The following is a 25,184-nucleotide window of genomic DNA, read 5'->3' on the forward strand; positions in this document are numbered from 1 at the left end:
CCTGTCATGACCCGGTAGCGCCTGGACGGGCGCCTTCGCCACTTCGAGCGGTGACCGTCACCCAACCCGTTTCCCGAACGAGACCCGTGCGAGCCGTCGCGGGGCTCGTCGTTGCCATCGCACAGGTACATCGATGTTCAAGCCGTTTGTCGGTGTGGCGTTCGCCGCACTGTTCGCCGTTTCCGCCGTCGCCCATGCCGAGGACGCCGGCCCGATCGTGATCAAGTTCTCCCATGTGGTCTCCGACGACACGCCCAAGGGCAAGGGGGCGCTGTTGTTCAAGAAGCTTGCCGAGGAGCGTCTGCCGGGCAAGGTCAAGGTCGAGGTCTACCCCAACTCGACGCTGTTCGGCGACGCCGACGAGATCGAGGCCCTGCGCGCCAACAAGGTGCAGATGCTGGCCACCTCGCTGTCCAAGTTCGAGCCCTATACCAAGCAACTCCAGGTGTTCGACCTGCCGTTCCTGTTCGATGACCTGGAGGCCCTGAAGCGTTTCCAGAAGCGCGACAAGAGCCGCGAACTGCTGCGCTCCATGGCCAAGCACGGTATCTATGGCCTGGCCTACTGGAACAACGGCATGAAGCAGCTTTCCGCCACTCGCGAGCTGCACCGGCCGGACGATGCCAAGGGCCTGGTCTTCCGTATCCAGCCGTCGTCGGTGCTGGAAGCGCAGTTCGCCATGCTCGGCGCCACCGCCAAGCAGTTGTCCTACGCCGAGACCCTCAAGGCCATGCAGGCCGGCAGCGTGCAGGGCACCGAGAACACCTGGTCGAACCTCGCCGGACAGAAGATCGACAGCGTGCAGCCGTACATCACCGAGACCAATCACGGCGCGCTCAGCTACATGCTGATCACCAGTTCGGCGTTCTGGACCGGCATTCCCTACCAGACCCGCACCGAACTGGAGAGCATCGTCGACGAGGTCACCCTGGTGGTGAACAAGGAAGCCGAAGCGCTCAACCAGAAGGAGCGCGAGCACCTGCTGGCAGCCGGCAAGAGCCGCCTGGTCAGCCTCAGCGCGGAAGAGCACGAGGCCTGGCGCAACGCCATGAAGCCGCTGTGGAAGAACTACGAGGCGCAGATCGGTAGTGACGTGTTGCGCGCGGCCCAGGTGGTCAACCGCAAGCGCTGATCGGCCGCTGGCTATTCCCGTCAGCGGGGATAGCCACAAGCCTTGCGGGTGTTTCTGCCGGGTGCTTTGCGGGACACTAGGGGAGTATCGGTATCCGGAGCGGACCATGACCGCCAGCGAAGAGAAATTCACCCGCCAGACGCTGCTCGACGTGCAGCCTCTGACTCCCAACCTGTTCACCCTGCGTACCAGCCGCGACGCGGGATTCCGGTTCCGCGCCGGGCAATTCGCCCGGCTCGGCGTGTACAAGCCCAGCGGCAGTATCGTCTGGCGCGCCTACTCGATGGTTTCGGCGCCTCATGACGAATTCCTCGACTTCTTTTCCATCGTCGTCCCGGACGGCGAGTTCACCAGCGAACTCAGCCGCCTGCGCGAGGGCGACCAGTTGCTGGTCGATCGCCAGGCCTTCGGCTTCCTCACCCTCGACCGCTTCGTGGATGGTCGTGACCTTTGGCTGCTGGCCACCGGTACCGGTGTGGCGCCGTTCGTCTCGATCCTGCAGGACTTCGAGGTCTGGGAGCGCTTCGAAAGCATCAAGCTGGTCTACAGCGTGCGTGAGAGCAAGGAGCTGGCCTACCGCGAGCTGATCGCCGGCCTCGCCGAGCGCGAATACCTGGCCGAGCATGCCCACAAGCTGCAGTTCATTCCGGTGGTGACCCGCGAGCAGGTACCCGGTTGCCTGAACGGACGTATCACCATGCTGATCGAGAACGGCGATCTGGAGCGTGCCGCCGACTTGGAACTGACCCCGGAGCATTCGCGGGTGATGCTCTGCGGCAACCCGCAGATGATCGAGGACACCCGCGCCGTGCTGAAGGCTCGCGGCATGAACCTCAGTCTGACGCGGCGCCCGGGGCAGGTGGCGGTGGAGAACTACTGGTAGGTGCGTGCCCGCGCAGTAGCGGCGGATAACGCTGCCGCCCGGCGTGTTGTCCGGCAATGAAAAAGGGCCCGTTCGGGCCCTTTTTCATTGTTCCGCCGACGCGATCACGACTTGTTCTGCTGGGCTTTCAGCAGATCGCGGATCTCGGTCAGCAGGGTTTCCTCGGCACTCGGCACTGGCGGTTCGGACGGCGCGACGGCTTCTTCGCGCTTGAGGCGGTTGATCGCCTTGACCCCCATGAAGATGGCGAAGGCCACGATGACGAAGTCGAGTACGGTCTGAATGAACTTGCCATAGGCCAGCACCACCGCCGGCACGTCGCCTTCGGCGGCCTTCAACGTTATCGCCAGGTCGGAGAAGTCGACTCCGCCGATCAGCAGTCCGATCGGCGGCATGATCACATCGCCCACGAAGGACGAGACGATCTTGCCGAAGGCCGCGCCGATGATGATACCGACAGCCATATCCACGACATTGCCCTTGACGGCAAAGGCTTTGAATTCACTCAGAAGACCCATGGGTTCACTCCCTGTATTTCGCTAATAGGTAAAGGCAGTCTAATGCAGCCTTCGGCAAGTTGCTCAGGCTGGAAGATTGGTGTTTTGGTTCCCCCCGGCAACGCGAAAATTCGCAAGGCATACGTTTGCGTCGGGTCTTGTGGGGAGAAACGAAGTTTAGAGGAAAAACATTACACTCATGTCGATTTTCAGGAATTCGCCAAGAAAGAAGACAAAGCAACTTCGGCAACTTGGAACTGCACCATGCAGATGCCGGAAGTTGAAGTTGGAGTGACGAGGTTCTCCGACCTAACTTCGCAGGCAAATAAGAAGGTGAACTCGTTTACCGGCGAGCGGACTGGGAGTGCCTGGTGCACCAGCGCGGGCTTTCTTCGGCTGGCGGTCTTTTTTATTTCTTTTTGCGATTCATGGGCGCATTGATATTCCTAATCGGCGCGGTGAGGTTTTTCAATTTAGCGTCGCCGGCGGCGCTCCTTACCTTGGTCGGGCGCAACAAGACGCCTGACAAGCCATTAGGAGCTCTTCCATGAACCCTTCCCTGAACGCCTTCCGTCCCGGCCGCCTGCTGGTGGCGGCAAGCCTGACCGCCAGCCTCCTGTCGCTGTCCGTGCAGGCCGCGACCCTGACCCGTGACAACGGTGCGCCAGTGGGCGACAACCAGAACTCGCAGACCGCCGGGCCCAACGGTTCGGTGCTGCTGCAGGATGTGCAACTGCTGCAGAAGCTGCAACGTTTCGACCGCGAGCGTATTCCCGAACGCGTGGTGCATGCCCGCGGCACCGGCGCCCATGGCGAGTTCGTCGCCAGTGCCGATATCAGCGACCTGAGCATGGCCAAGGTCTTCCGCAAGGGCGAGAAGACCCCGGTATTCGTGCGCTTCTCCGCGGTGGTGCACGGCAACCACTCCCCGGAAACCCTGCGCGATCCGCGCGGTTTCGCCACCAAGTTCTATACCGCAGACGGCAATTGGGACCTGGTGGGCAACAACTTCCCGACCTTCTTCATCCGCGATGCGATCAAGTTCCCGGACATGGTCCATGCCTTCAAGCCGGACCCGCGCAGCAACCTCGACGACGACTCGCGACGCTTCGATTTCTTCTCCCACGTGCCGGAGGCGACCCGCACCCTGACCCTGCTGTATTCCAACGAGGGCACCCCGGCCAGCTACCGGGAAATGGACGGCAACAGCGTGCATGCCTACAAGCTGGTCAACGCCAGGGGCGAAGTGCACTACGTGAAGTTCCACTGGAAGAGCCTGCAGGGCCAGAAGAACCTCGATCCGAAACAGGTGGCGGAAGTCCAGGGGCGCGACTACAGCCACATGACCAATGACCTGGTGAGCGCGATCCGGAAGGGCGACTTCCCGAAATGGGACCTGTACATCCAGGTGCTCAAGCCCGAGGACCTGGCGAAATTCGACTTCGACCCGCTGGACGCGACCAAGATCTGGCCGGGCATTCCCGAGCGCAAGATCGGCCAGATGGTGCTGAACCGCAACGTCGACAACTTCTTCCAGGAAACCGAACAGGTCGCCATGGCGCCGTCGAACCTGGTGCCGGGCATCGAGCCCTCCGAGGATCGCCTGCTCCAGGGACGGCTGTTCGCCTACGCCGATACCCAGATGTACCGGGTCGGCGCCAACGGCCTGGGCCTGCCGGTCAACCGCCCGCGCAGCGAGGTCAATACCGTCAACCAGGACGGCGCGCTGAACGCCGGACACAGTACCAGCGGGGTGAACTACCAGCCGAGCCGGCTCGATCCGCGCGAGGAGCAGGCCAGCGCCCGCTACGTGCGGACCCCGCTGAGCGGCACCACCCAGCAGGCGAAGATCCAGCGCGAGCAGAACTTCAAGCAGACCGGCGAGCTGTTCCGCTCCTACGGCAAGAAGGACCAGGCCGACCTGATCGCCAGTCTCGGCGGGGCGTTGGCGATCACCGACGACGAGAGCAAGTACATCATGCTTTCCTACTTCTACAAGGCTGACAGCGACTACGGCACGGGCCTGGCCAAGGTGGCCGGGGCCGATCTGCAGCGCGTCCGGCAACTGGCGGCGAAGCTCCAGGATTGATCGCAACCGGGGCGGCCATCCAGGCCGCCCTTCCTCTATCGGTTTGGTGGGAGATGACGACGATGCGAGGTTGGATTCTGGCAGGCTTGCTGCTCGCGGCGCTGGCCGCGCAAGCTGGCGAGGTGCATGGGGTCGAGGTCGAAGCGCGGTTGCGCGACTACTTCTTCGATGCCGCCCGACGCGGTGACCAGGCCATGCTGAAGGAGTTCGTCGAGGCCGGCTTCGACCTCGATGTGCAGGATGCCAAGGGCTATACCGGGCTGATCCTGGCCGCCTACCACGGCCATGGCGGAGCGGTGGAACAATTGCTGGAGGCCGGTGCCGACCCCTGCGTCCAGGATGCGCGCGGCAACACCGCCCTGATGGGCGCCATCTTCAAGGGCGAGGTCCGCATCGCCCGGCGCCTGATCGGCGCGCAATGCAGCCTCGACCAGCGCAACGGCGCAGGGCAGACCGCGGCCATATACGCGGCGCTGTTCGAGCGCGAGGAGCTGCTCCAGGCGCTGTCGGCGCGCGGTGCCGACCTTGGCGCCCGCGATGCGCTGGGCAACAGCGTGGAAAGCCTGCGACGCGGCGAACTGAACGGCACTGCGGCGGCGAGGTGATCGGGGGCAATGTTCGGAGGAGGCCTGCTGGGCTAGTCTGGAGGTGTCGTATACAACGTCAGAGGAGGTCCGTCATGCCGCTCGAGCAACATCCGCTTTCCCGGGAGTTTCCGGATTTTCATGCCGAACTGAAGCAACTTCATGGCAACGACGCCCACTTCACTCGCCTGGCGGCGGACTATGAGAGCCTCGACAAGCGCATCTATGAGGTCGAGGGCGGTCGCGAACCCCTCGACGACCTGGCGCTGCAGGGGTTGAAGCAGCAACGGGTGCAACTCAAGGACGAAATCGCCGAGAGGCTGAGGAAGGCCAACGGAAAAGGCCATTGATTCATTCACGACAACGGCATGAAAAAGGGCGCCTCCGGCGCCCTTTTTCATGTGGGCATGCTCAGAAGGCGCCGCCGAAACGGAAACTCTGTCCGACCGCGACGAAACCCAGGCCCACCAGGGTGATCGCGGCGATGTGCCAGCCGAGCTTCGGCAGGCTCTCGGCGTCCAGGTTCGGGATCAGGCGCAGGCGCGCATGCACGCCCAGGGCGGCGGTCGCCGCCAGGAGCAGCAGCTTGAGCTGCAGGGCACGGGCCACCGACGTGGCGCCGAACCAGTGGTCGAACGGCAGCCACAGGCTGGCCAGCCACAGGCCGCTGACCACCTGCAGCAGCAGGGCGGGGATGCCGATCCGCTCGTAGACCTGCTCGAAGGCGCGGATCGCCTGGGGATCGCGGCGGCGCAGGGCGCCGGGGAGGATGCCGAGGGCCAGGACCAGGTGGCCGCCGACCCAGATCGCGGCACCCAGCAGGTGCAGGAACAGCAGTGTGCGCATGGAAGTCTCCTTGTCCGGCCATCAGTGTCGCGCGAAGCGCGGTCGATCGAGGCTGATCGGAATCAAGCCAGCGGCTATCATCTGCGCTTTGCCCGCGAGAGGAGTTCCCATGGCCAAGGCCAAGCGCATGTACGGCTGCACCGAGTGTGGCGCGACCTTCCCGAAATGGGCCGGCCAGTGCGCGGACTGCGGGGCCTGGAACACCCTGGTGGAGACCGTCGTCGAGGCCGCGCCGAGCGGCTCCGGGCGCGGCGGCTGGGCCGGCCAGCAGGCCAACCTGAAGACCCTGGCGGAGGTCAGCGTCGAGGAAATGCCGCGCTTCACGACCGGCTCCGCCGAACTGGACCGGGTTCTCGGCGGCGGCCTGGTGGACGGTTCGGTGGTGCTGATCGGCGGCGATCCCGGCATCGGCAAGTCGACCATTCTCCTGCAGACCCTTTGCAACCTGGCCAGCCGCGTCCCGGCGCTGTACGTCACCGGAGAGGAATCCCAGCAGCAGGTGGCGATGCGCGCGCGGCGCCTGTCGTTGCCGGAAGACAAGCTCAAGGTGATGACCGAGACCAGCATCGAGACCATCATCGCCACCGCGCGCCAGGAGCAGCCGCGGGTGATGGTGATCGACTCGATCCAGACCATCTTCACCGAGCAGTTGCAATCGGCGCCGGGCGGCGTCGCCCAGGTCCGCGAGAGCGCCGCGATGCTGGTGCGCTATGCCAAGCAGAGCGGCACGGCGATCTTTCTGGTCGGCCACGTGACCAAGGAAGGCGCCCTGGCCGGCCCGCGGGTGCTCGAACACATGGTCGACACCGTACTGTATTTCGAGGGCGAATCAGACGGCCGCCTGCGCCTGCTGCGGGCGGTGAAGAACCGCTTCGGCGCGGTCAACGAACTGGGAGTGTTCGGCATGACCGACAAAGGCCTGAAGGAAGTGAGCAACCCTTCGGCGATCTTCCTCACGCGGGCCCAGGAAGCGGTGCCCGGCAGCGTGGTGATGGCCACCTGGGAAGGCTCGCGACCGATGCTGGTGGAGGTCCAGGCGCTGGTCGACACCAGTCACCTGGCGAATCCGCGGCGGGTGACCCTGGGCCTCGACCAGAACCGCCTGGCGATGCTGCTGGCGGTGCTGCACCGGCACGGTGGTATCCCGACCTACGACCAGGACGTGTTCCTCAACGTGGTGGGTGGGGTCAAGGTGCTGGAAACCGCCTCCGACCTGGCGTTGATGGCGGCGGTGATGTCCAGCCTGCGCAACCGCCCGCTGCCGCACGACCTGCTGGTGTTCGGCGAGGTCGGGCTGTCCGGCGAGGTGCGTCCGGTGCCGAGCGGCCAGGAGCGCCTGAAGGAAGCCGGCAAGCATGGTTTCAAGCGTGCCATCGTACCCCTCGGCAACGCGCCGAAGGAGGCGCCGGCGGGATTGCAGGTGATCGCCGTGACGCGCCTCGAGCAGGCCCTGGACGCCCTCTTCGAGTGACCCGCCTCAGTCGTCGTGGGCGCTGACCAGCAGGGCCAGCTCGCGCTCGAGGAGTTCCTCGTCGCCCAGGTTCAGTTCCACCAGGCGGCGCAGGTGGCTGATGGAGTCGAGGTCGATGTGCTGGCATTCGAAGCCGAGCAGGCCGTCGCGAGCCCAGGCCAGGCTGATCTCCATGCGGATCAGTACATCCAGGCCCAGGTACAGGCGGGCCTCGAAGGGCCGTTGCGGGTCGCCGTTCCAGTCCTGCGGCTGGCCGACCAGGATGCCGTGCAGGGAGACGTCGTGGAGCAAGACCTCCCAGCGCCGTTCGCCCTGGAGGATCTCGCTGTCGGCGTCGAAGGCGATCCGGTGGAAACGTCGACGTTCGTCGTGCTGGTCACTCATGTCGCGATCCCTCGGTGCGCGCTGCTGGATACCACTATAGCCAAGCCATGCCGGCGGGGAAGTGGCGGAATTCGATCGGCGGTGCCGTCCGTCCCCGCCTGTGCGGCTGGATCGGCGGCATGTGTCCGAGTTTGACAGTTCGTCAAGTCTCGCCAAAGCTGCTAAAGCGTTTTTCTCCAAAATACAACTGCGGAGCGCAGACATGGACAAGCGACTTTTGAGCAAGGGGTTGGTTCTGGGGCTGCTGAGCCTGGGCAGCATGACGGCACACGCCGACGCGGCAGGCGGTAATGGCTGTGGTTGGGGCAACATGGTGTTCGAGGGCCAGCGCGGCCTGTTCCCGCACCTGCTGGCCACCACCACCAACGGTACCTCGGGCAACGCCACCTTCGGCATGACCTCCGGGACCAACGGTTGCAACACCAATGCACGCCTGGGCTACGGCGGCCGCTCGATCTTCGCCATGAACGGGATGCTCGACAACATCGCCGAGGACATGGCCAAGGGCCAGGGCGAAGCGCTCGACGCCTATGCCGTGCTGCTCGGCGTGGAAGCCAAGGACCGGGCGCACTTCGCCCAGGTCACCCAGCAGCATTTCGGCGAGATCTTCGCGAGCAAGGATGCGACGGGCGAACAGGTCCTGAGCAACACCCTGGCGGTGATGAGTCGCGACGGCACCCTGGCGCGCTACGCCAAGCAACCGGCCTGAGACCTCAGGCCCAGGAAAGAGCCCGCTACGGCGGGCTTTTTCGTGTGCGCGGCCTGCCCGCCGGAGGTTGCCGCCTTCGTTGCCACGGCAGACGAACGGCTTGGGCATGCGGCGTTTTCCCAGGGCGCTTCCTACGGAGAGGGCAAGGTCGCGCCGAAGCGTTTTCGCCTGGCCGGCCCTTGTCGGCCATGGACTTTTCCGGCGGATTCCTGCGACATTGCGCCTACCGCCATCGCGCGGTAACCGCTCTAGACTAAGGTCGTATGACCCCTGGTCGGTTCGCGGCTAGAATTTTCGCTGCAGAACTGCGCCCTCCATCTGTCGGAAGCCAAACACTATGAACAATAACAATAGCCTGCTACGTCACCTCGCCTGGCTGGTGGTGGCGATCGTGGGCGCCGCGGCCCTGGGCGTCGTCGCCCTGCGTCGTGGCGAAGCGATCAACGCCTTGTGGATCGTGGTGGCGGCGGTGGCCATCTACCTGGTCGCCTACCGTTACTACAGCCTGTTCATCGCCAGCAAGGTGATGCAACTGGACCCCAACCGCGCCACTCCCGCGGTACTCAACAACGATGGCCTGGACTACGTCCCGACCAACAAGCACATCCTCTTCGGCCACCACTTCGCCGCCATCGCCGGCGCCGGTCCGCTGGTCGGTCCGGTCCTTGCCGCGCAGATGGGCTACCTGCCCGGCACCCTCTGGCTGATCGCCGGCGTAGTCCTCGCCGGCGCGGTGCAGGACTTCATGGTCCTGTTCATCTCCAGCCGTCGCAACGGCCGCTCGCTGGGCGAGCTGGTGCGCGAGGAAATGGGCCAGGTGGCCGGGACCATCGCGCTGTTCGGCGCCTTCCTGATCATGATCATCATCCTCGCGGTGCTCGCGCTGATCGTGGTGAAGGCTCTGGCCGACAGCCCCTGGGGCATGTTCACCGTCCTCGCGACCATTCCCATCGCGCTGTTCATGGGCGTCTACATGCGCTTCATCCGCCCCGGCCGGATCGGCGAGATCTCGATCATCGGGGTGTTCCTCCTGCTCGGTTCGATCTGGCTCGGCGGGCAGGTCGCGGCCAGTCCGGAATGGGCGCCGCATTTCACCTTCAGTGGAATCCAGATCACCTGGATGCTGATCGGCTACGGCGCCGTCGCCTCGGTACTGCCGGTGTGGCTGCTGCTGGCGCCGCGCGACTACCTGTCGACCTTCCTCAAGATCGGCACCATCATCGGCCTGGCGATCGGCATCCTGATCGTCATGCCGGAACTGAAGATGCCGGCCCTGACCCAGTTCACCGACGGCACCGGCCCGGTCTGGAAAGGCAGCCTGTTCCCGTTCCTGTTCATCACCATCGCCTGCGGCGCGGTGTCCGGCTTCCACGCGCTGATCTCCTCGGGGACCACGCCGAAGCTGCTCAACCGGGAGCCCGACGCCCGCTACATCGGCTACGGCGGCATGCTGATGGAGTCCTTCGTGGCGATCATGGCGATGGTCGCCGCCTCGGTGATCGAGCCGGGCATCTACTTCGCCATGAACAGCCCGCCGGCGGTGGTCGGCGCCGACGTTAACGCGGTGGCCGCGACCGTCAGCAGCTGGGGCTTCGCCATCACGCCGGAGCAACTCACCCAGACCGCCCAGGACATCGGCGAGACCACCATCCTGGCCCGTGCCGGCGGCGCGCCGACCCTGGCGGTGGGGATCGCGCACATCCTCCACCAGGTGCTGCCGGGCGAGAACACCATGGCCTTCTGGTACCACTTCGCGATCCTCTTCGAGGCCTTGTTCATCCTCACCGCGGTGGACGCCGGCACCCGTGCCGGGCGCTTCATGCTGCAGGACCTGCTGGGCAACTTCGTGCCGGCGCTGAAGAAGACCGAGTCGTGGACCGCCAACATCATCGGCACCGGCGGCTGCGTGGCGCTGTGGGGCTGGCTGCTGTACCAGGGCGTGGTCGACCCGCTGGGCGGGATCAATACCCTGTGGCCGCTGTTCGGCATTTCCAACCAGATGCTCGCCGGCATCGCGCTGATGCTCGCCACCGTGGTCCTGATCAAGATGAAGCGCCAGCAGTATGTCTGGGTCACCATCCTGCCGGCGGCCTGGTTGCTGATCTGCACCACCACCGCGGGCCTGATCAAGATCTTCGACAGCAACCCGGCGGTCGGCTTCGTCGCTCTTGGCGAGAAGTACGCCACCGCGCTGGATGCCGGCCAGGTGCTGGCGCCGGCCAAGGATATCGGCCAGATGCAGCACGTGGTGCTGAACGCCTACATCAACGCCGGTCTGACCGTGCTGTTCCTGCTGGTGGTGTTCAGCGTACTGTTCTACGCCATCAAGGTCGGCATCGCGGCCTGGGGCAAGAGCGAGCGGACCGACAAGGAAACCCCGTTCGAGCCCATCCCCGACGCCTGACCGGCCGCGCTCCCCGGTTCGCCGGGGAGCCTTAACGAGGAACTCGCCATGTTCAACGACCTCAGCCGCATGGGCAAATACCTGGGCCAGGCCGCCCGGATGCTGGTCGGCATGCCCGACTACGACACCTATGTCGAGCACATGCGCAACAAGCACCCGGACAAGCCGGTGATGACCTACGAGGAGTTCTTCCGCGAGCGCCAGGAGGCGCGCTACGGTGGCGGCAAGGGTCGGCCGATCCGCTGCTGCTGAATCCCCATCCTTCCGCGGGCCACGTCTGACGTGGCCCGCGTCTTTTCTGGAAGTTGCGCATGTCCGAAGTAGCCAACGACAACCACGCCCCGATCCCCGTCACCGTGCTCACCGGCTTCCTCGGCGCCGGCAAGACCACCCTGCTCAAGTACCTGCTGCAGGCCGAGCACGGCATGAAGATCGCGGTGATCGAGAACGAGTACAGCGAGACGCCGATCGACGGCCAGTTGCTCGGCGTCGAGCCGGTGCAGGTGATGACGCTGTCCAACGGCTGCGTCTGCTGCTCGATCAACACCGACCTGGAAAAGGCCCTGTTCCTCCTGCTGGAGCGCCGCGACAACGGCGAAATCGACTTCGACCGCCTGGTGATCGAGTGCACCGGCCTGGCCGATCCGGCGCCGGTGGCGCAGACCTTCTTCGCCGACGAGGAACTCTGCCAGCGCTACGTGCTGGACGGCATCATCACCCTGGTGGACGCCGCCAACGCCGAGCGTCACCTGCAGGAAACCATCGCCCAGGCCCAGGTCGGCTTCGCCGACCGCATCCTGGTGAGCAAGACCGACCTGGTCGACGCCGCCACCTTCGAGGCCCTGGGCCAGCGCCTGCAACGGATCAATCGGAGGGCGCTGGTGCATGTGGTCGAGCACGGCCGCATCGACCTGGCGCACCTGCTCGACGTACGTGGCTTCAACCTCAACGCCGACCTCGGTCCTGGCATCGGCCTGCGCCCGCTGCGAGCGGTGGCAGCCAAGGACAGCCGCGATCGCATCGGCACCCTGGTACTGCGCAGCGACACGCCGCTCGATCTCGAAAGGCTGAGCGAGTTCATGGACGACCTGTTGCAGTGGCATGGCAATTCCCTGCTGCGCTACAAGGGCGTGCTGAACATCGCCGACGAGCCGCGTCGCCTGGTGTTCCAGGGCGTGCTGCGACTCTACGGCTTCGACTGGGATAGCGAGTGGCGGGACGACGAGGCGCGCGAGAGCGTGATCGTGTTCATCGGCGACAACCTGCCGGAGGACAGTATCCGCGAGGGCTTCGAACGCATCGTCGAAGGCCGCTGAGGCGCATCGACGCCAAAGGAGCGTGGAAATGGACAGGAACGCATTGATCGGCGCCTGGCGGGACTGCATCCGTGGCGCGGACAAATCCTGGGTGCTGTTCGCCCAGGGCACTTGCGTGATCCTCACGCAGCCGGAGCCGGACCTCGCGGCCCAGGCGCGGGCATTGCTGGCCGAGTGGGGAGCGGTACAGGTCGGCACGCCGGCGGGCGACTTCGGTGTGATCACCCTGGACAACGGCCGCGGCTGGGTGGTGACCGGGCATCACCCGGACATCCTTACCTTCGTCCCTCGCGAGGAACTGGAGGAGGACGCCGGCGAGCTGCTCGTCGGCATGCACGGCCGCTCCCGGCGGGGCGAGGATGCCGAGGCCTTGGCGGTGATCCATGTCGAGGACCGGCGATAACGCTACCCGGCGCCTCCTCCCTCGGAGGAAATGAAAAAGCCCGGCATTTGCCGGGCTCTTTCGTCTTGCCTTGTCGCCTAGTTGCCGTAGACCGGGAACTTGGCGCAGATCGCCTTGACCTTCTCGCGTACGCCGTCGACCACGGACTCGTCGCCCATGTTCTCGAGGATGTCGCAGATCCAGCCGGCCAGCTCGCGGCACTCGGCTTCCTTGAAGCCGCGGGTGGTCACGGCCGGGGTACCGATGCGCAGGCCGGAGGTGACGAACGGCGAGCGCGGGTCGTTCGGGACCGAGTTCTTGTTCACGGTGATGAACGCGCGGCCGAGGGCGGCGTCGGCGTCTTTGCCGGTGATGTCCTGCTTGATCAGGGAGAGCAGGAACAGGTGGTTCTGGGTGCCGCCGGAAACCACGTCGAAACCGCGGTCGAGGAAGACCTGGGCCATGCTCTGGGCGTTCTTCAGGACCTGCTGCTGGTAGGTCTTGAACTCCGGCTGCAGGGCTTCCTTGAAGCACACCGCCTTGGCCGCGATCACGTGCTCCAGCGGACCGCCCTGGGCGCCGGGGAATACCGCGGAGTTGAGCTTCTTCTCGATCTCCTCGTTGGCGCGCGCCAGGATCAGGCCACCGCGCGGACCGCGCAGGGTCTTGTGGGTGGTGGTGGTGACCACGTCGGCGAACGGCACCGGGTTCGGGTAGACGCCAGCGGCGACCAGGCCGGCGACGTGGGCCATGTCGACGAACAGGTAGGCGCCGACCTTGTCGGCGATGGCGCGGAAGCGGGCGAAATCGAGGACCTGGGAATAGGCGGAGAAGCCGGCGACGATCATCTTCGGCTTGTGCTCCACGGCCAGGCGCTCGACTTCGTCGTAGTCGATCAGGCCATTGGCGTCGATGCCGTACTGCACGGCGTTGTACAGCTTGCCGGAGGAGGAGACGCTGGCGCCGTGGGTCAGGTGGCCGCCATGGGCCAGGCTCATGCCGAGGATGGTGTCGCCGGCCGACAGCAGGGCCAGGTAGACCGCGGCGTTGGCCTGGGAGCCGGCGTGCGGCTGGACGTTGGCGTAATCGGCGCCGAACAGTTGCTTGGCGCGGTCGATGGCCAGTTGCTCGACGATATCGACGTACTCGCAGCCGCCGTAATAGCGCTTGTGCGGATAACCTTCGGCGTACTTGTTGGTCAGCACCGAACCCTGGGCTTCCATCACCGCCGGGCTGGTGTAGTTCTCGGAGGCGATCAGCTCGATGTGCTCTTCCTGGCGCTGGGCTTCCTGCTCCATCGCGGCAAAGAGTTCGGCATCGTAGCGGGCGAGGGTCAAATCACGGCTGAACATGGCGGTCCTCATAAGGATCGGTGCTGGGAAAAGGCGCGCATTCTAACCCATGCGGCGGGTGCTGGCACATGAAAGGCCATCATGTCGCGGATAAGCGGCGCTCAAGCGCGCCGCACGGCGGCTCAGCCCTCGTTGAACATGAACAGCACGTCGCTGGCGTAGAGCATGCCGAACTGCTCGGCGGGCATCGGCCGGCCGAACAGGTAGCCTTGCACCTCGTCGCAGCCGTGCTCGCGAAGGAAGTCCAGCTGGGCCTGGCTCTCCACGCCCTCGGCGATCACCATCAGGTTCAGGCTGTGGGCCATGGCAATGATCGCCCGGGCGATCTGTGCGTCCTGTTCGCCGTGGGGCAGGCCGTCGACGAAGCTGCGGTCGATCTTCAACACGTCGATGGGGAACTGCTTGAGGTAGTTCAGCGAGGAGTAGCCGGTGCCGAAGTCGTCCACCGCGATGGCCAGGCCGAGGCGCTTGAGCCCGGAGAGGATCTGCATGGCCTCGGCGACGTCACTCATCAGGATGCTTTCGGTCAGCTCCAGCTCCAGGCAGGCCGGCGGGATGCCTGTCTCGTAGAGGATCGCGGCGATCCGCTCGCCCAACTGGCCATCGGCGAACTGCCGTGCCGAGAGGTTCACCGAGACCTTCGGCACCCGCACCTTGGCCTTGTGCCAGCTGCGCAACTGCTTGCAGGCTTCCGCCAGCAGCCAGTCGCCGACCTGGGCCACCAGGCCGATCTCCTCCAGCACCGGAATGAACTCGCTCGGCGGAACCAGTCCGCGGCGCGGATGCTGCCAGCGCAGCAGGGCCTCGGCGCCAGTCAGGCGGCGGCCGTCGCCGGTGAACTGCGGCTGGTAGTGGAGGACGAACTCGCCCAGTTCAAGGGCGCGGCGCAGGTCGCTTTCCAGTTCCAGGCGCTCCAGGGCGCGAGCGTTCATCTCGGCCTGGTAGAACTGGAAGTTGTTCTTGCCCATCTCCTTGGCGTGGTACATCGCCGTGTCGGCGTTCTTCATCAGCAGGCTCAGTTCGGCGCCGTCCTGGGGCGACAAGGCCACGCCGATGCTGGCGGTGACGAAGAATTCACGGCCTTCCAGGGTGAACGGCCGGGCCAGACGGCCGAGGATCAGCTCGGCGACCTGGATCGCCCGTTTCAGGGCGATCTCGCGGTCGCCCTGGGAAGGCAGCAGCAGGGTGAATTCGTCGCCGCCCATGCGCGCCACGGTATCGTCCTGGCTGACGCAGGCGCTCAGGCGGGTCGCCACTTCCTGCAGCATGCGGTCGCCGGCGGCGTGGCCGAGGGAGTCGTTGATCGGCTTGAAGCGGTCGAGGTCGAGGAACATCAGCACCACCCACTGGCCGTTGCGCTCGGCCTGCTGCAGGGCGGTATGCAGACGGTCCTGGAACAGCGTGCGGTTGGGCAGGTGGGTGAGGGCGTCGTAGTAGGCCAGGCGGTGGATGCGCCGCTCGCTGGCCTTGCGCTCGCTGATGTCGCTGAAGAAGCAGACGAAGCTGACCAGGTCGCCTTCCTCGTCACGCACCGCGGTGATGCCGACCCAGGACGGATAGAGTTCGCCGGTCTTGCGCTTCTGCAGAATCTCGCCTTCCCAGCTGCCGCTGTGCTGCAGGCTGGCGAGCACGTGCTTGAGCTGGTTGGCTTCCTGGCGGTCGGCGGTGAGCAGGCGCGGCTGCTGGTCGAGCACGTCGGCCGGGCTGTAGCCGGTCAGGCGCGAGAAGGAATCGTTGACCTGGACGATGTAGCCGGCCGGGTCGGTGACCATGATCGCCGCCGTGGAGTGTTCGAATACCGTCGCCGCCATCCGCAGCTCGCGTTCGGCGCGGCGCTGCTGGCTGATGTCGCGGGCGATGCCGAGCAGGCCTTCGAAGCGGTCGTGCTCGTCCCACATCAGGACGATCCGCAGTTCGATGGGAATCTTGCGTCCGTCGGCGCGCAGGCAGTCGAGGGCGAACAGATGCTGGCCAGGGTTTTCCCGCAGCTCGGCGAGCTTCTGGCGGTCGCCGATGGCGTGCCGCACGCGGCGCAGCAGGCCGTTCAGGCGGCCGAGCTGGCGCGGGTTGGTGGCGGTCTGATGGAGGCCGTTGAGCAGCGCCCATTCCGGGCTGTAGCCGAACACGTGCTGTACCGAGGGGCTGACGTAGCTGGCGTTGAGCTCGGCGTCGGTGGAGAAGATCACGTCGCTGATGTTTTCCGCCAGCATGCGGTAGCGTCGGCCGTTCTCGCGCAGCGCGTTGTTCGCCTCGACGGTGAAGGTGATGTCCTTGGCCACGCCGATCAGGCGCGCCACGCGACCGCTGCGGTCGCGGCTGAAGGCCTGCTCGCGGATGTCGAACCAGTGCCAGCGGCCGTCGCGGTGGCGCCAGCGCAACTGGCTGTCGAGCAGCAGGCCGTCGCCGACCACGTGCTGCAGGTTGCGGATGCGCCAGTAGTATTCCTGGTCGTCGGGGTGCAGCAGGGTTTCCCAGAAGTTCTCGCCCATCCGCGCCAGTTCTTCCTGGTTGTAGCCCAACTGCTGGCCCAGGTGATGGTTGCTGAAGATCACCCGGCGCGCGTGCAGGTCGTGGATGTAGAGGGTATCGGGCACCGCCTGGACCGCGTCCGACCAGAACTTCTCGCGCTCGATCAGCGACAGTTCGACTTCCTTGCGACTGGTGACGTCGGACAGGCTGAGGGTCACCGCATGCCATTCGCCGGGGTTTTCCGGCAGGCGCAGTTGCAACCACAGGTGCCGCGGCGTGCTCTTGCCGCAGCGCAGCGTGGCTTCCAGTTCGAGTACCGGCCGGCGTTCGATGAGCGCCTCGATCACCTGCAGGCGCAGGCTGTCCGGTTGTAGCGGGCCGTGGTCGAGCAAGCGCTGCCAGGCCTGTTCGGTGGAATCGATCTGTAGCAGGCGGCGACTGACATCGTTGATCTCGGTGATGCGGATCCGCTCCAGCAGCGCCTGCTGCCGCCCGGGTTCGCCGGCGAGCCAGGCGCGCAGTGCGGCGCAGCTGTCCAGGCCTTGCTCCACAAGAGCCTGGCGCAGGGCGGAGAGGTCGAGCACGCAGAGGGCCACGCCGACCCCTTCGAAGATGTCCTGGTAGCGCCGCCGGGTTTCCTCCAGGACGCCGAGGGCGTGCTGTTCCTCGGTGACGTCGCGCAACACCCAGACCTGCCCGCCCTGGAGTATCTGCTCGCGGAGGGTCCAGGCCTGGTCGGCGAGCGCCGGATAGCTGGCCAGCGGATGGCGGCTGAGGGTGTACGTCCGCGGCTCGCCGCGCACCCGCAGCGGCAGCAGCTCGCTACGGGTCTCGCCGTCGCCACCGGCGTCCGTCAGCCAGCCTGGCTCGAGGTCCGGCAGCAGGCCCAGCAGGTGATGCTGGCGGGCCTGGGCCGAACTGATGCCGAAGAGGCGCTCGGCCTGGGGATTGAGGTAGCTGAGGCGGCCGTCGGCGCGGGTCACCAGCACCCGCTCGTCGATCGCCGCCAGTGCCGTGGCCGCCTGGCGCAGGCTGCGCTGCGAGGCCAGGGTCATGGCGCGCAGGCCCTGTTGCTCGCGGTGCAGGCGCAGCAGCATGTATACGGTGACGCCGACCAGCAGGAGGAAGATCGCCAGCTCGCCGCCGATTCCCGGCAGCAGGCCGAGCCGCACCCGCGTGCTGTCGTAGAGCCCGCGAAGCTGCCAGTCGCTGTTGCGCAGCGGTTCCACGCCGAGGGTCTGCATGTCGTCGAGCAGCGCCGTGCTCCCTGGGGTATGCCAGAGCACCCGCCCGGCGTATTGGTCTTCCAGGCGCCAGAGCAGGTTGCCGGTGGGCAGGTCGGGACTCCACTGGGCGAGGCTGTCGCTGGCCAGGTGCAACAGCCAGAAGCCACTGTCGCGGCGGCTGCCGGGTTCGCGCAGGGTCAGGTAGAGGGATTCGCCGTCGCGCGGGTCGAGGCAATAGTGGTAGAGGCCGGAGCCGGCGTGCTGGCGCAACTGCTCGGGCAGCGTCGTTTCCGGCGACGGGCTGTCCGTCTGCGGGGCGCTGTCCACCCATTGCAACTGGCGCACCTGCGGCAGCGCATCGCTGATGCGCGGCAACAGCCTGCCCTGTATCTCGCCACGCTCGCTGGGGGGCACGCCCGGGAGCAGGGCGAGGGCGGTGCGCGCCTTGAGTTCGAGGGTCAGGGACAGGCGGTCGTTGAGACGATCGAGCTGGGCCGCGGCTCGCTCGTGTTCGAAGCGTTCCTGCTGGCGCAGCTCCTGGCTCATCTGCCAGAGCAGCAGGCCGAGCATCAACAGGACCAGCAACAGCAGGCCAGCCTTGGCTGCCGGTCGGTCGGGTACGGTCAGTGGGTCGCCGGCGGGAGGCGGCGACGGGGTTAGCGAGGGGGTCGACACTGACCGGAATTCCTGGGGGAGGTGTGATTCGGTAGACAGTTAGGATGCCCGGAAGCAAGGCCAAGTGCCAGTATCGCCGACGAGCGTCACGGTCCTTTCCGGCTGTCGAGGCACTTTGTCGCAGGACCGGTGACGACTGATTTTCCCGAGTGTCGAGCAGGCCTCCGGGCGGCCGAAGTCGACGGCACGCGGATCGGTCCGTGCCATGCGGCGACGAGAGGGGCGCCGCCGCGGGCGCGAGGGTCAGGAGCGAGCCGGATTGGAGGCGCCATGGAGGAACATCTGCTCCAGGGTATGCGCGGAATTGGAGCTGGCCGCCCGTCCGCGACGTTCCGCATCGACCATGCCGTAGACCAGGGTGATGAACAGTTCGGTGAACACGGCCGCCGTGATGTCGATGCGAAACACGCCTTTCTGCTGTCCGCGCAGGAAGAAGGCGTCCAGCGCTTCCAGGTAGGACTGCCAGCGTGCGCCTTCGCCGTGCGGGTCGAGGAAGTCCGGGCGGTACTGGAATACCAGGAATACCAGCAGCTCGCGGTGGGTGAGGTGTTCCTTGATCAGGCGCTGCAACGCCTCCAGAGGCTCGGCATGCTCCAGGTCGCAGGCCTGGATGATCTGGTTCAGTACGGTCTCTCCGTGGTCCTCGAGCATCTGCACCAGGTTGTCCCGCGTGCCGCAGAAGCGGTGCAGGGTGGCCTTGCTTACGCCGGCCGCCTCGGCCAGTTCCTTCAGCGTCGCTCGCGGGCGGTCGACGATAGCGACTGCCAGCGCCTTGATGAGTCGCTCGTCATGGGAAATCAGGGTCATCGATGGGTCCCGGTTGGTTTTTCTGATTGTGCGCATTGTGCAGAAAACTGGCCTCGCGTCCAAAGGAATTAGCTGTCAAAAGATCATTTGAGACAATATTGACTCAATTAGCTCGAAAAAGTACCATTCGATCCGTTTTCAATCAACGGTCGGGTGTGTCATGGCTGATTTGCGTGCAATAGGAAGGATCGGGGCGTTGGCTATGGCCATCGCGTTGGCGGGTTGTGGGCCGGCGGCAGAGCGACAGGAGGCCGCCGAAATGGTGTTGCCGGTGGAGGTCCTTACGGTGCAGGCCGAGCCCCTGGCGCTGAGTTCGGAACTGCCTGGGCGGATCGAACCGGTGCGTGTCGCCGAGGTGCGCGCGCGGGTGGCCGGCATCGTCGTGCGGAAGCGCTTCGAGGAGGGCGCCGACGTCAAGGCTGGCGACCTGCTGTTCCAGATCGATCCGGCACCGCTGAAGGCTGCGGTGTCGCGCGCCGAGGGTGAGCTGGCGCGGAACCGCGCGGTGCTGTTCGAGGCGCAGGCGCGGGTGCGTCGCTACGAGCCGCTGGTGAAGATCCAGGCGGTCAGCCAGCAGGACTTCGATACCGCCACCGCCGACCTGCGCAGCGCCGAGGCGGCGACCCGCTCGGCCCAGGCCGACCTGGAGACCGCGCGCCTGAACCTCGGCTACGCCTCGGTCACTGCGCCGATCTCCGGGCGCATCGGCCGCGCGCTGGTGACCGAGGGCGCGCTGGTCGGGCAGGGCGAGGCGACGCTGATGGCGCGCATCCAGCAGCTCGATCCGATCTATGCGGATTTCACCCAGACCGCGGCCGAGGCCCTGCGCCTGCGCGACGCCCTGAAGAAAGGCACCTTGGCCGCCGGCGACAGCCAGGCGCTGACCCTGCGCGTCGAAGGGACGCCCTACGAGCGCCAGGGCGCGTTGCAGTTCGCCGACGTGGCGGTGGATCGCGGCACCGGCCAGATCGCCCTGCGCGGCAAGTTCGCCAACCCCGACGGGGTCCTGCTGCCGGGCATGTACGTGCGCGTACGTACGCCCCAGGGCATCGACAACCAGGCGATCCTGGTGCCGCAACGGGCCGTGCGCCGCTCCAGCGACGGCAGCGCCCAGGTGATGGTGGTGGGCGCCGACGAGCGCGCCGAGGCGCGCAGCGTCGGTACCGGCGTCATGCAGGGTTCGCGCTGGCAGATCACCGAGGGCCTGGAGCCGGGTGACCGGGTCATAGTCGGCGGCCTGGCTGCGGTGCAGCCGGGGGTGAAGATCGTGCCGAAGCCGGATGGTGCCCAGGCGCAAGCCCAGTCACCTGCGCCGCAACAGTAAGGGCGGGTTCGCCCCGAGGATTTTCCGATGTCCGAATTCTTCATCAAGCGGCCGAACTTCGCCTGGGTGGTGGCCCTGTTCATCTCCCTGGCCGGCCTGCTGGTCATTTCCAAATTGCCGGTAGCGCAGTACCCCAATGTCGCGCCGCCACAGATCACCATCACCGCCACCTATCCCGGCGCCTCGGCGAAGGTGCTGGTGGACTCCGTCACCAGTGTGCTCGAGGAGTCGCTGAACGGCGCCAAGGGCCTGCTCTACTTCGAGTCGACCAACAACTCCAACGGCACCGCCGAGATCGTCGTCACCTTCGAGCCGGGCACCGATCCGGACCTGGCCCAGGTGGACGTGCAGAACCGCCTGAAGAAAGCCGAGGCGCGCATGCCGCAGGCGGTGCTGACCCAGGGCCTGCAGGTCGAGCAGACCAGCGCCGGTTTCCTGCTGATCTATGCGCTCAGCTACAAGGAAGGCGCTCAGCGCAGCGACACCACCGCCCTCGGCGACTACGCCGCGCGCAATATCAACAACGAGCTGCGGCGCCTGCCGGGCGTCGGCAAGCTGCAATTCTTCTCTTCCGAGGCGGCCATGCGGGTCTGGATCGATCCGCAGAAGCTGGTGGGCTTCGGCCTCTCCATCGACGACGTGAGCAATGCCATCCGCGGGCAGAACGTGCAGGTGCCGGCCGGCGCCTTCGGCAGCGCACCGGGCAGTTCCGCGCAGGAGCTGACGGCGACCCTGGCGGTGAAGGGCACCCTGGACGATCCGCAGGAGTTCGGCCAGGTAGTGCTGCGCGCCAACGAGGACGGCTCGCTGGTCCGGCTCGCCGATGTCGCGCGCCTGGAACTCGGCAAGGAGAGCTACAACATTTCCTCGCGACTGAACGGCACGCCCACCGTGGGCGGGGCGATCCAGCTGTCGCCCGGGGCCAACGCGATCCAGACCGCTACCCTGGTGAAACAGCGTCTCGCCGAACTGTCGGCGTTCTTCCCCGAGGACATGCAGTACAGCGTGCCCTACGACACCTCGCGCTTCGTCGACGTGGCCATCGAGAAGGTGATCCACACCCTGATCGAAGCGATGGTCCTGGTGTTCCTGGTGATGTTCCTGTTCCTGCAGAACGTCCGCTACACCCTGATCCCGTCCATCGTGGTGCCGGTGTGCCTGCTGGGTACGCTGATGGTGATGTACCTGCTGGGGTTCTCGGTGAACATGATGACCATGTTCGGCATGGTCCTGGCGATCGGCATCCTGGTGGACGACGCCATCGTGGTGGTGGAGAACGTCGAGCGGATCATGGCGGAGGAGGGGATTTCCCCGGCCGAGGCCACGGTCAAGGCGATGAAGCAGGTATCCGGCGCCATCGTCGGCATCACCCTGGTGCTCTCGGCGGTGTTCCTGCCGCTGGCTTTCATGGCCGGTTCGGTGGGGGTGATCTACCAGCAGTTCTCGGTGTCGCTGGCGGTCTCGATCCTGTTCTCCGGCTTCCTCGCCCTGACCTTCACCCCGGCGCTGTGCGCCACGCTGCTCAAGCCCATTCCCGAAGGGCACCACGAGAAGCGCGGCTTCTTCGGCGCCTTCAACCGTGGCTTCGCCCGCGTCACCGAGCGCTATTCGCTGCTCAACTCGAAGCTGGTGGCGCGCGCCGGACGCTTCATGCTGGTGTACGCCGGCCTGGTGGCCATGCTCGGCTACTTCTACCTGCGCCTGCCGGAAGCCTTCGTGCCGGCGGAAGACCTCGGCTACATGGTGGTCGACGTGCAACTGCCGCCTGGTGCTTCGCGTGTGCGCACCGATGCCACCGGCGAGGAGCTCGAGCGCTTCCTCAAGTCCCGCGAGGCGGTGGCTTCGGTGTTCCTGATCTCGGGCTTCAGCTTCTCCGGCCAGGGCGACAATGCCGCGCTGGCCTTCCCGACCTTCAAGGACTGGTCCGAGCGAGGCGCCGAGCAGTCGGCCGCCGCCGAGATCGCCGCGCTGAACGAGCATTTCGCGCTGCCCGACGATGGCACGGTCATGGCCGTGTCGCCGCCACCGATCAACGGTCTGGGTAACTCCGGCGGCTTCGCATTGCGCCTGATGGACCGTAGCGGGGTCGGCCGCGAAGCGCTGCTGCAGGCTCGCGATACTCTTCTTGGCGAGATCCAGACCAACCCGAAATTCCTTTACGCGATGATGGAAGGACTGGCCGAAGCGCCGCAACTGCGCCTGTTGATCGACCGGGAGAAGGCCCGTGCCCTGGGGGTGAGCTTCGAGACCATCAGCGGCACGCTGTCCGCTGCCTTCGGCTCGGAGGTGATCAACGACTTCACCAATGCGGGGCGCCAACAGCGGGTGGTGATCCAGGCCGAACAGGGCAACCGGATGACCCCGGAAAGCGTGCTCGAGCTATACGTGCCTAACGCTGCTGGCAACCTGGTACCGCTCAGCGCCTTCGTCAGCGTGAAATGGGAAGAGGGACCGGTGCAATTGGTGCGCTATAACGGCTACCCGTCGATCCGCATCGTCGGTGACGCCGCGCCCGGCTTCAGTACCGGCGAAGCCATGGCGGAAATGGAGCGCCTGGCCGCGCAGCTGCCGGCCGGCATCGGCTACGAGTGGACCGGCCTGTCCTATCAGGAGAAGGTCTCCGCCGGGCAGGCCACCAGCCTGTTCGCCCTCGCCATCCTGGTGGTGTTCCTGTTGCTGGTGGCGCTCTACGAGAGCTGGTCGATCCCGCTGTCGGTGATGCTGATCGTGCCGATCGGCGCCATCGGCGCGGTGCTCGCGGTGATGGTCAGCGGTATGTCCAACGACGTGTATTTCAAGGTCGGCCTGATCACCATCATCGGTCTTTCGGCGAAGAACGCGATTCTCATCGTCGAGTTCGCCAAGGAACTCTGGGAGCAGGGGCATAGCCTGCGCGACGCCGCCATCGAGGCCGCGCGCCTGCGCTTCCGGCCGATCATCATGACTTCCATGGCGTTCATCCTCGGCGTGATACCCCTGGCCCTGGCCAGCGGTGCCGGCGCGGCGAGCCAGCGTGCCATCGGCACCGGAGTGATCGGCGGGATGCTCAGCGCCACCTTCCTCGGCGTGCTGTTCGTACCTATCTGTTTCGTCTGGCTGCTGTCGCTGCTGCGCAGCAAGCCGGCACCCATCGAACAGGCCGCTTCGGCCGGGGAGTGAACGAGATGCGCAAACCTGCTTTCGGCGTATCGGCGCTGCTGATCGCCCTGACCCTCGGTGCCTGCTCCATGGCGCCGACCTACGAACGTCCCGCCGCGCCGGTGGCCGACAGCTGGAGCGGCGCCGCCGCCCAGCGCCAGGGCGCGGCGATCGACACGCTGGATTGGAAGAGTTTCATCGTCGATGCCGAACTACGCCGCCTGGTGGGCGTGGCCCTGGATAACAACCGCTCGCTGCGCCAGACCCTCCTGGATATCGAGGCGGCCCGCGCGCAGTACCGAATCCAGCGCGCCGACCGGGTTCCGGGCCTGAATGCCGCTGCCACCGGCAACCGCCAGCGGCAGCCGGCCGACCTGTCCGCCGGCAATCGCTCGGAAGTGGCCAGCAGCTACCAGGTCGGGCTGGCCCTGCCGGAGTACGAACTGGACCTCTTCGGTCGGGTCAAGAGCCTGACCGACGCAGCCCTGCAACAGTACCTGGCCAGCGAGGAGGCAGCGCGCGCGGCACGGATCGCCCTGGTCGCCGAGGTCAGCCAGGCCTACCTGAGCTACGACGGCGCCCTGCGGCGCCTGGCGCTGACCCGTCAGACCCTGGTCAGCCGCGAGTATTCCTTCGCCCTGATCGACCAGCGCCGCGCGGCCGGCGCCGCCACCGCGCTGGACTACCAGGAAGCCCTTGGCCTGGTGGAGCAGGCGCGCGCCGAGCAGGAGCGCAACCTGCGGCAGAAACAGCAGGCATTCAACGCGCTGGTGTTGCTGCTGGGTAGCGACGATGCCGCGCAGGCGATTCCGCGGAGTCCGGGGCAGCGGCCGAAGCTGCTGCAGGACATCGCTCCCGGCACGCCGTCCGAGCTGATCGAGCGACGCCCGGACATCCTTGCCGCCGAACATCGTTTGCGGGCGCGCAACGCGGATATCGGCGCGGCGCGCGCGGCGTTCTTCCCGCGCATCAGCCTGACCGGCAGCTTCGGCACCTCCAGCGCGGAAATGTCCGGCCTGTTCGATGGCGGCTCGCGCTCCTGGAGCTTCCTGCCGACGCTGACGCTGCCGATCTTCGATGGCGGGCGCAACCGTGCCAACCTGAGCCTGGCCGAGGCGCGCAAGGATTCGGCGGTGGCCGCCTACGAGGGGACCATCCAGACCGCTTTCCGCGAGGTCGCCGACGCCCTGGCGGCCAGCGATACCCTGCGTCGCGAAGAGAAGGCCCTGCGCGCCCTGGCGAACAGCAGCAACGAAGCCCTGAAGCTGGCCAAGGCACGCTACGAGAGTGGCGTCGACAACCACCTGCGCTACCTCGATGCGCAGCGCAGCAGCTTCCTCAACGAGATCGCCTTCATCGACGGCAGCACCCAGCGGCAGATCGCCCTGGTCGACCTGTTCCGCGCGCTCGGCGGAGGCTGGGACGAGGGACGGAGCCTGGTGGTACATCGAGGCGGCAGGAGTTGAGCGGGTAAACGTGTGGGAAACGGTGCTAGC

General features: G+C 66.1%; 21 protein-coding genes. 15 read left to right on the forward strand and 6 right to left on the reverse strand.

Features of this window, described 5'->3' with window-relative positions:
* Positions 1-133: 133 nt before the first annotated feature.
* A complete protein-coding gene (locus JHD77_RS24925; protein WP_003104879.1) occupies positions 134-1,132 on the forward strand; it encodes a DctP family TRAP transporter solute-binding subunit in 999 nt (332 codons plus the stop codon).
* A 106-nt stretch (positions 1,133-1,238) separates the two neighbouring features.
* Entirely contained in the window at positions 1,239-2,015 is a 777-nt protein-coding gene (locus JHD77_RS24930) for a ferredoxin--NADP reductase (RefSeq protein WP_003104882.1), read from the forward strand.
* Between the two features lie 104 nt (positions 2,016-2,119).
* On the opposite strand, the gene mscL is transcribed toward JHD77_RS24930, so the two are convergent.
* A complete protein-coding gene (mscL, locus tag JHD77_RS24935) occupies positions 2,120-2,533 on the reverse strand; it encodes a large-conductance mechanosensitive channel protein MscL (RefSeq protein WP_003104883.1) in 414 nt (137 codons plus the stop codon).
* A 42-nt stretch (positions 2,534-2,575) separates the two neighbouring features.
* On the opposite strand from mscL, the gene JHD77_RS24940 reads away from it, so the two are divergent.
* The 4 genes from JHD77_RS24940 to JHD77_RS24955 all read left to right on the forward strand — a co-directional run bounded on the left by JHD77_RS24940 (position 2,576) and on the right by JHD77_RS24955 (position 5,535).
* Complete coding sequence (locus JHD77_RS24940; RefSeq protein ID WP_153576207.1) at positions 2,576-2,953, forward strand: hypothetical protein; 378 nt, start codon at positions 2,576-2,578, stop codon at positions 2,951-2,953.
* A gap of 106 nt (positions 2,954-3,059) precedes the next feature.
* Positions 3,060-4,601 carry a catalase KatB gene (katB, locus tag JHD77_RS24945; RefSeq protein WP_003094881.1) on the forward strand — a complete coding sequence of 514 codons (1,542 nt, stop codon included), beginning with the start codon at positions 3,060-3,062 and terminating at the stop codon, positions 4,599-4,601.
* A gap of 53 nt (positions 4,602-4,654) precedes the next feature.
* Positions 4,655-5,206: an ankyrin repeat domain-containing protein gene (locus tag JHD77_RS24950; protein WP_004347822.1), complete on the forward strand. Its 552-nt coding sequence runs from the start codon at positions 4,655-4,657 to the stop codon at positions 5,204-5,206.
* A 74-nt stretch (positions 5,207-5,280) separates the two neighbouring features.
* A complete protein-coding gene (locus JHD77_RS24955) occupies positions 5,281-5,535 on the forward strand; it encodes a YdcH family protein (protein ID WP_003104887.1) in 255 nt (84 codons plus the stop codon).
* Positions 5,536-5,596: 61 nt separating this feature from the next.
* Here JHD77_RS24955 and JHD77_RS24960 read toward each other — a convergent pair whose 3' ends face one another.
* On the reverse strand, positions 5,597-6,031 hold the full coding sequence (locus JHD77_RS24960; protein WP_003104889.1) for a CopD family protein: 435 nt from the start codon (positions 6,029-6,031) through the stop codon (positions 5,597-5,599).
* Positions 6,032-6,140: 109 nt separating this feature from the next.
* On the opposite strand from JHD77_RS24960, the gene radA reads away from it, so the two are divergent.
* Positions 6,141-7,502 (forward strand): DNA repair protein RadA, encoded by a 1,362-nt coding sequence (gene radA, locus JHD77_RS24965; protein ID WP_017002524.1) that lies wholly within the window; start codon positions 6,141-6,143, stop codon positions 7,500-7,502.
* A 6-nt stretch (positions 7,503-7,508) separates the two neighbouring features.
* On the opposite strand, the gene mapZ is transcribed toward radA, so the two are convergent.
* Positions 7,509-7,886, reverse strand: a complete 378-nt coding sequence (gene mapZ, locus JHD77_RS24970) for a cyclic di-GMP-binding protein MapZ (RefSeq protein ID WP_003094864.1) — start codon at positions 7,884-7,886, stop codon at positions 7,509-7,511.
* Positions 7,887-8,088: 202 nt separating this feature from the next.
* On the opposite strand from mapZ, the gene JHD77_RS24975 reads away from it, so the two are divergent.
* From JHD77_RS24975 to JHD77_RS24995, 5 genes are all read left to right on the forward strand, one after another.
* Positions 8,089-8,595, forward strand: a complete 507-nt coding sequence (locus JHD77_RS24975) for a DUF3015 domain-containing protein (RefSeq protein WP_003094862.1) — start codon at positions 8,089-8,091, stop codon at positions 8,593-8,595.
* Between the two features lie 337 nt (positions 8,596-8,932).
* Complete coding sequence (locus JHD77_RS24980) at positions 8,933-10,999, forward strand: carbon starvation CstA family protein (protein ID WP_003094859.1); 2,067 nt, start codon at positions 8,933-8,935, stop codon at positions 10,997-10,999.
* 48 nt (positions 11,000-11,047) lie between these two features.
* Complete coding sequence (locus JHD77_RS24985) at positions 11,048-11,251, forward strand: YbdD/YjiX family protein (protein WP_003094856.1); 204 nt, start codon at positions 11,048-11,050, stop codon at positions 11,249-11,251.
* A gap of 59 nt (positions 11,252-11,310) precedes the next feature.
* Complete coding sequence (gene yjiA, locus JHD77_RS24990) at positions 11,311-12,315, forward strand: GTPase (RefSeq protein WP_003094852.1); 1,005 nt, start codon at positions 11,311-11,313, stop codon at positions 12,313-12,315.
* Between the two features lie 22 nt (positions 12,316-12,337).
* The gene (locus tag JHD77_RS24995) at positions 12,338-12,718 is read left to right on the forward strand and encodes a hypothetical protein (RefSeq protein WP_003121337.1); all 381 of its coding nucleotides are present in this window, start codon (positions 12,338-12,340) and stop codon (positions 12,716-12,718) included.
* A gap of 77 nt (positions 12,719-12,795) precedes the next feature.
* Here JHD77_RS24995 and glyA read toward each other — a convergent pair whose 3' ends face one another.
* The 3 genes from glyA to nfxB all read right to left on the reverse strand — a co-directional run bounded on the left by glyA (position 12,796) and on the right by nfxB (position 19,226).
* A complete protein-coding gene (glyA, locus tag JHD77_RS25000) occupies positions 12,796-14,049 on the reverse strand; it encodes a serine hydroxymethyltransferase (RefSeq protein WP_003094846.1) in 1,254 nt (417 codons plus the stop codon).
* Between the two features lie 122 nt (positions 14,050-14,171).
* Positions 14,172-18,419, reverse strand: coding sequence for a cyclic di-GMP receptor MorA (gene morA / locus JHD77_RS25005; RefSeq protein ID WP_023098098.1), 4,248 nt, complete (start codon positions 18,417-18,419; stop codon positions 14,172-14,174).
* A 243-nt stretch (positions 18,420-18,662) separates the two neighbouring features.
* On the reverse strand, positions 18,663-19,226 hold the full coding sequence (gene nfxB, locus JHD77_RS25010) for an efflux pump transcriptional repressor NfxB (protein WP_003094842.1): 564 nt from the start codon (positions 19,224-19,226) through the stop codon (positions 18,663-18,665).
* A gap of 160 nt (positions 19,227-19,386) precedes the next feature.
* Here nfxB and mexC point away from each other — a divergent pair, with 160 nt between their 5' ends.
* Genes mexC through oprJ form a run of 3 tightly spaced genes read left to right on the forward strand, consistent with a single transcriptional unit; the run spans position 19,387 to position 25,154 of the window.
* Positions 19,387-20,550, forward strand: a complete 1,164-nt coding sequence (gene mexC / locus JHD77_RS25015; protein ID WP_031756855.1) for a multidrug efflux RND transporter periplasmic adaptor subunit MexC — start codon at positions 19,387-19,389, stop codon at positions 20,548-20,550.
* Between the two features lie 27 nt (positions 20,551-20,577).
* The gene (mexD, locus tag JHD77_RS25020) at positions 20,578-23,709 is read left to right on the forward strand and encodes a multidrug efflux RND transporter permease subunit MexD (RefSeq protein ID WP_003116285.1); all 3,132 of its coding nucleotides are present in this window, start codon (positions 20,578-20,580) and stop codon (positions 23,707-23,709) included.
* 5 nt (positions 23,710-23,714) lie between these two features.
* Positions 23,715-25,154 (forward strand): multidrug efflux transporter outer membrane subunit OprJ, encoded by a 1,440-nt coding sequence (oprJ, locus tag JHD77_RS25025; protein WP_003116284.1) that lies wholly within the window; start codon positions 23,715-23,717, stop codon positions 25,152-25,154.
* Positions 25,155-25,184 lie beyond the last annotated feature (30 nt).

This window comes from Pseudomonas sp. P20 (assembly GCF_016463925.1).
In the GTDB taxonomy this organism is placed as follows: domain Bacteria; phylum Pseudomonadota; class Gammaproteobacteria; order Pseudomonadales; family Pseudomonadaceae; genus Pseudomonas; species Pseudomonas aeruginosa.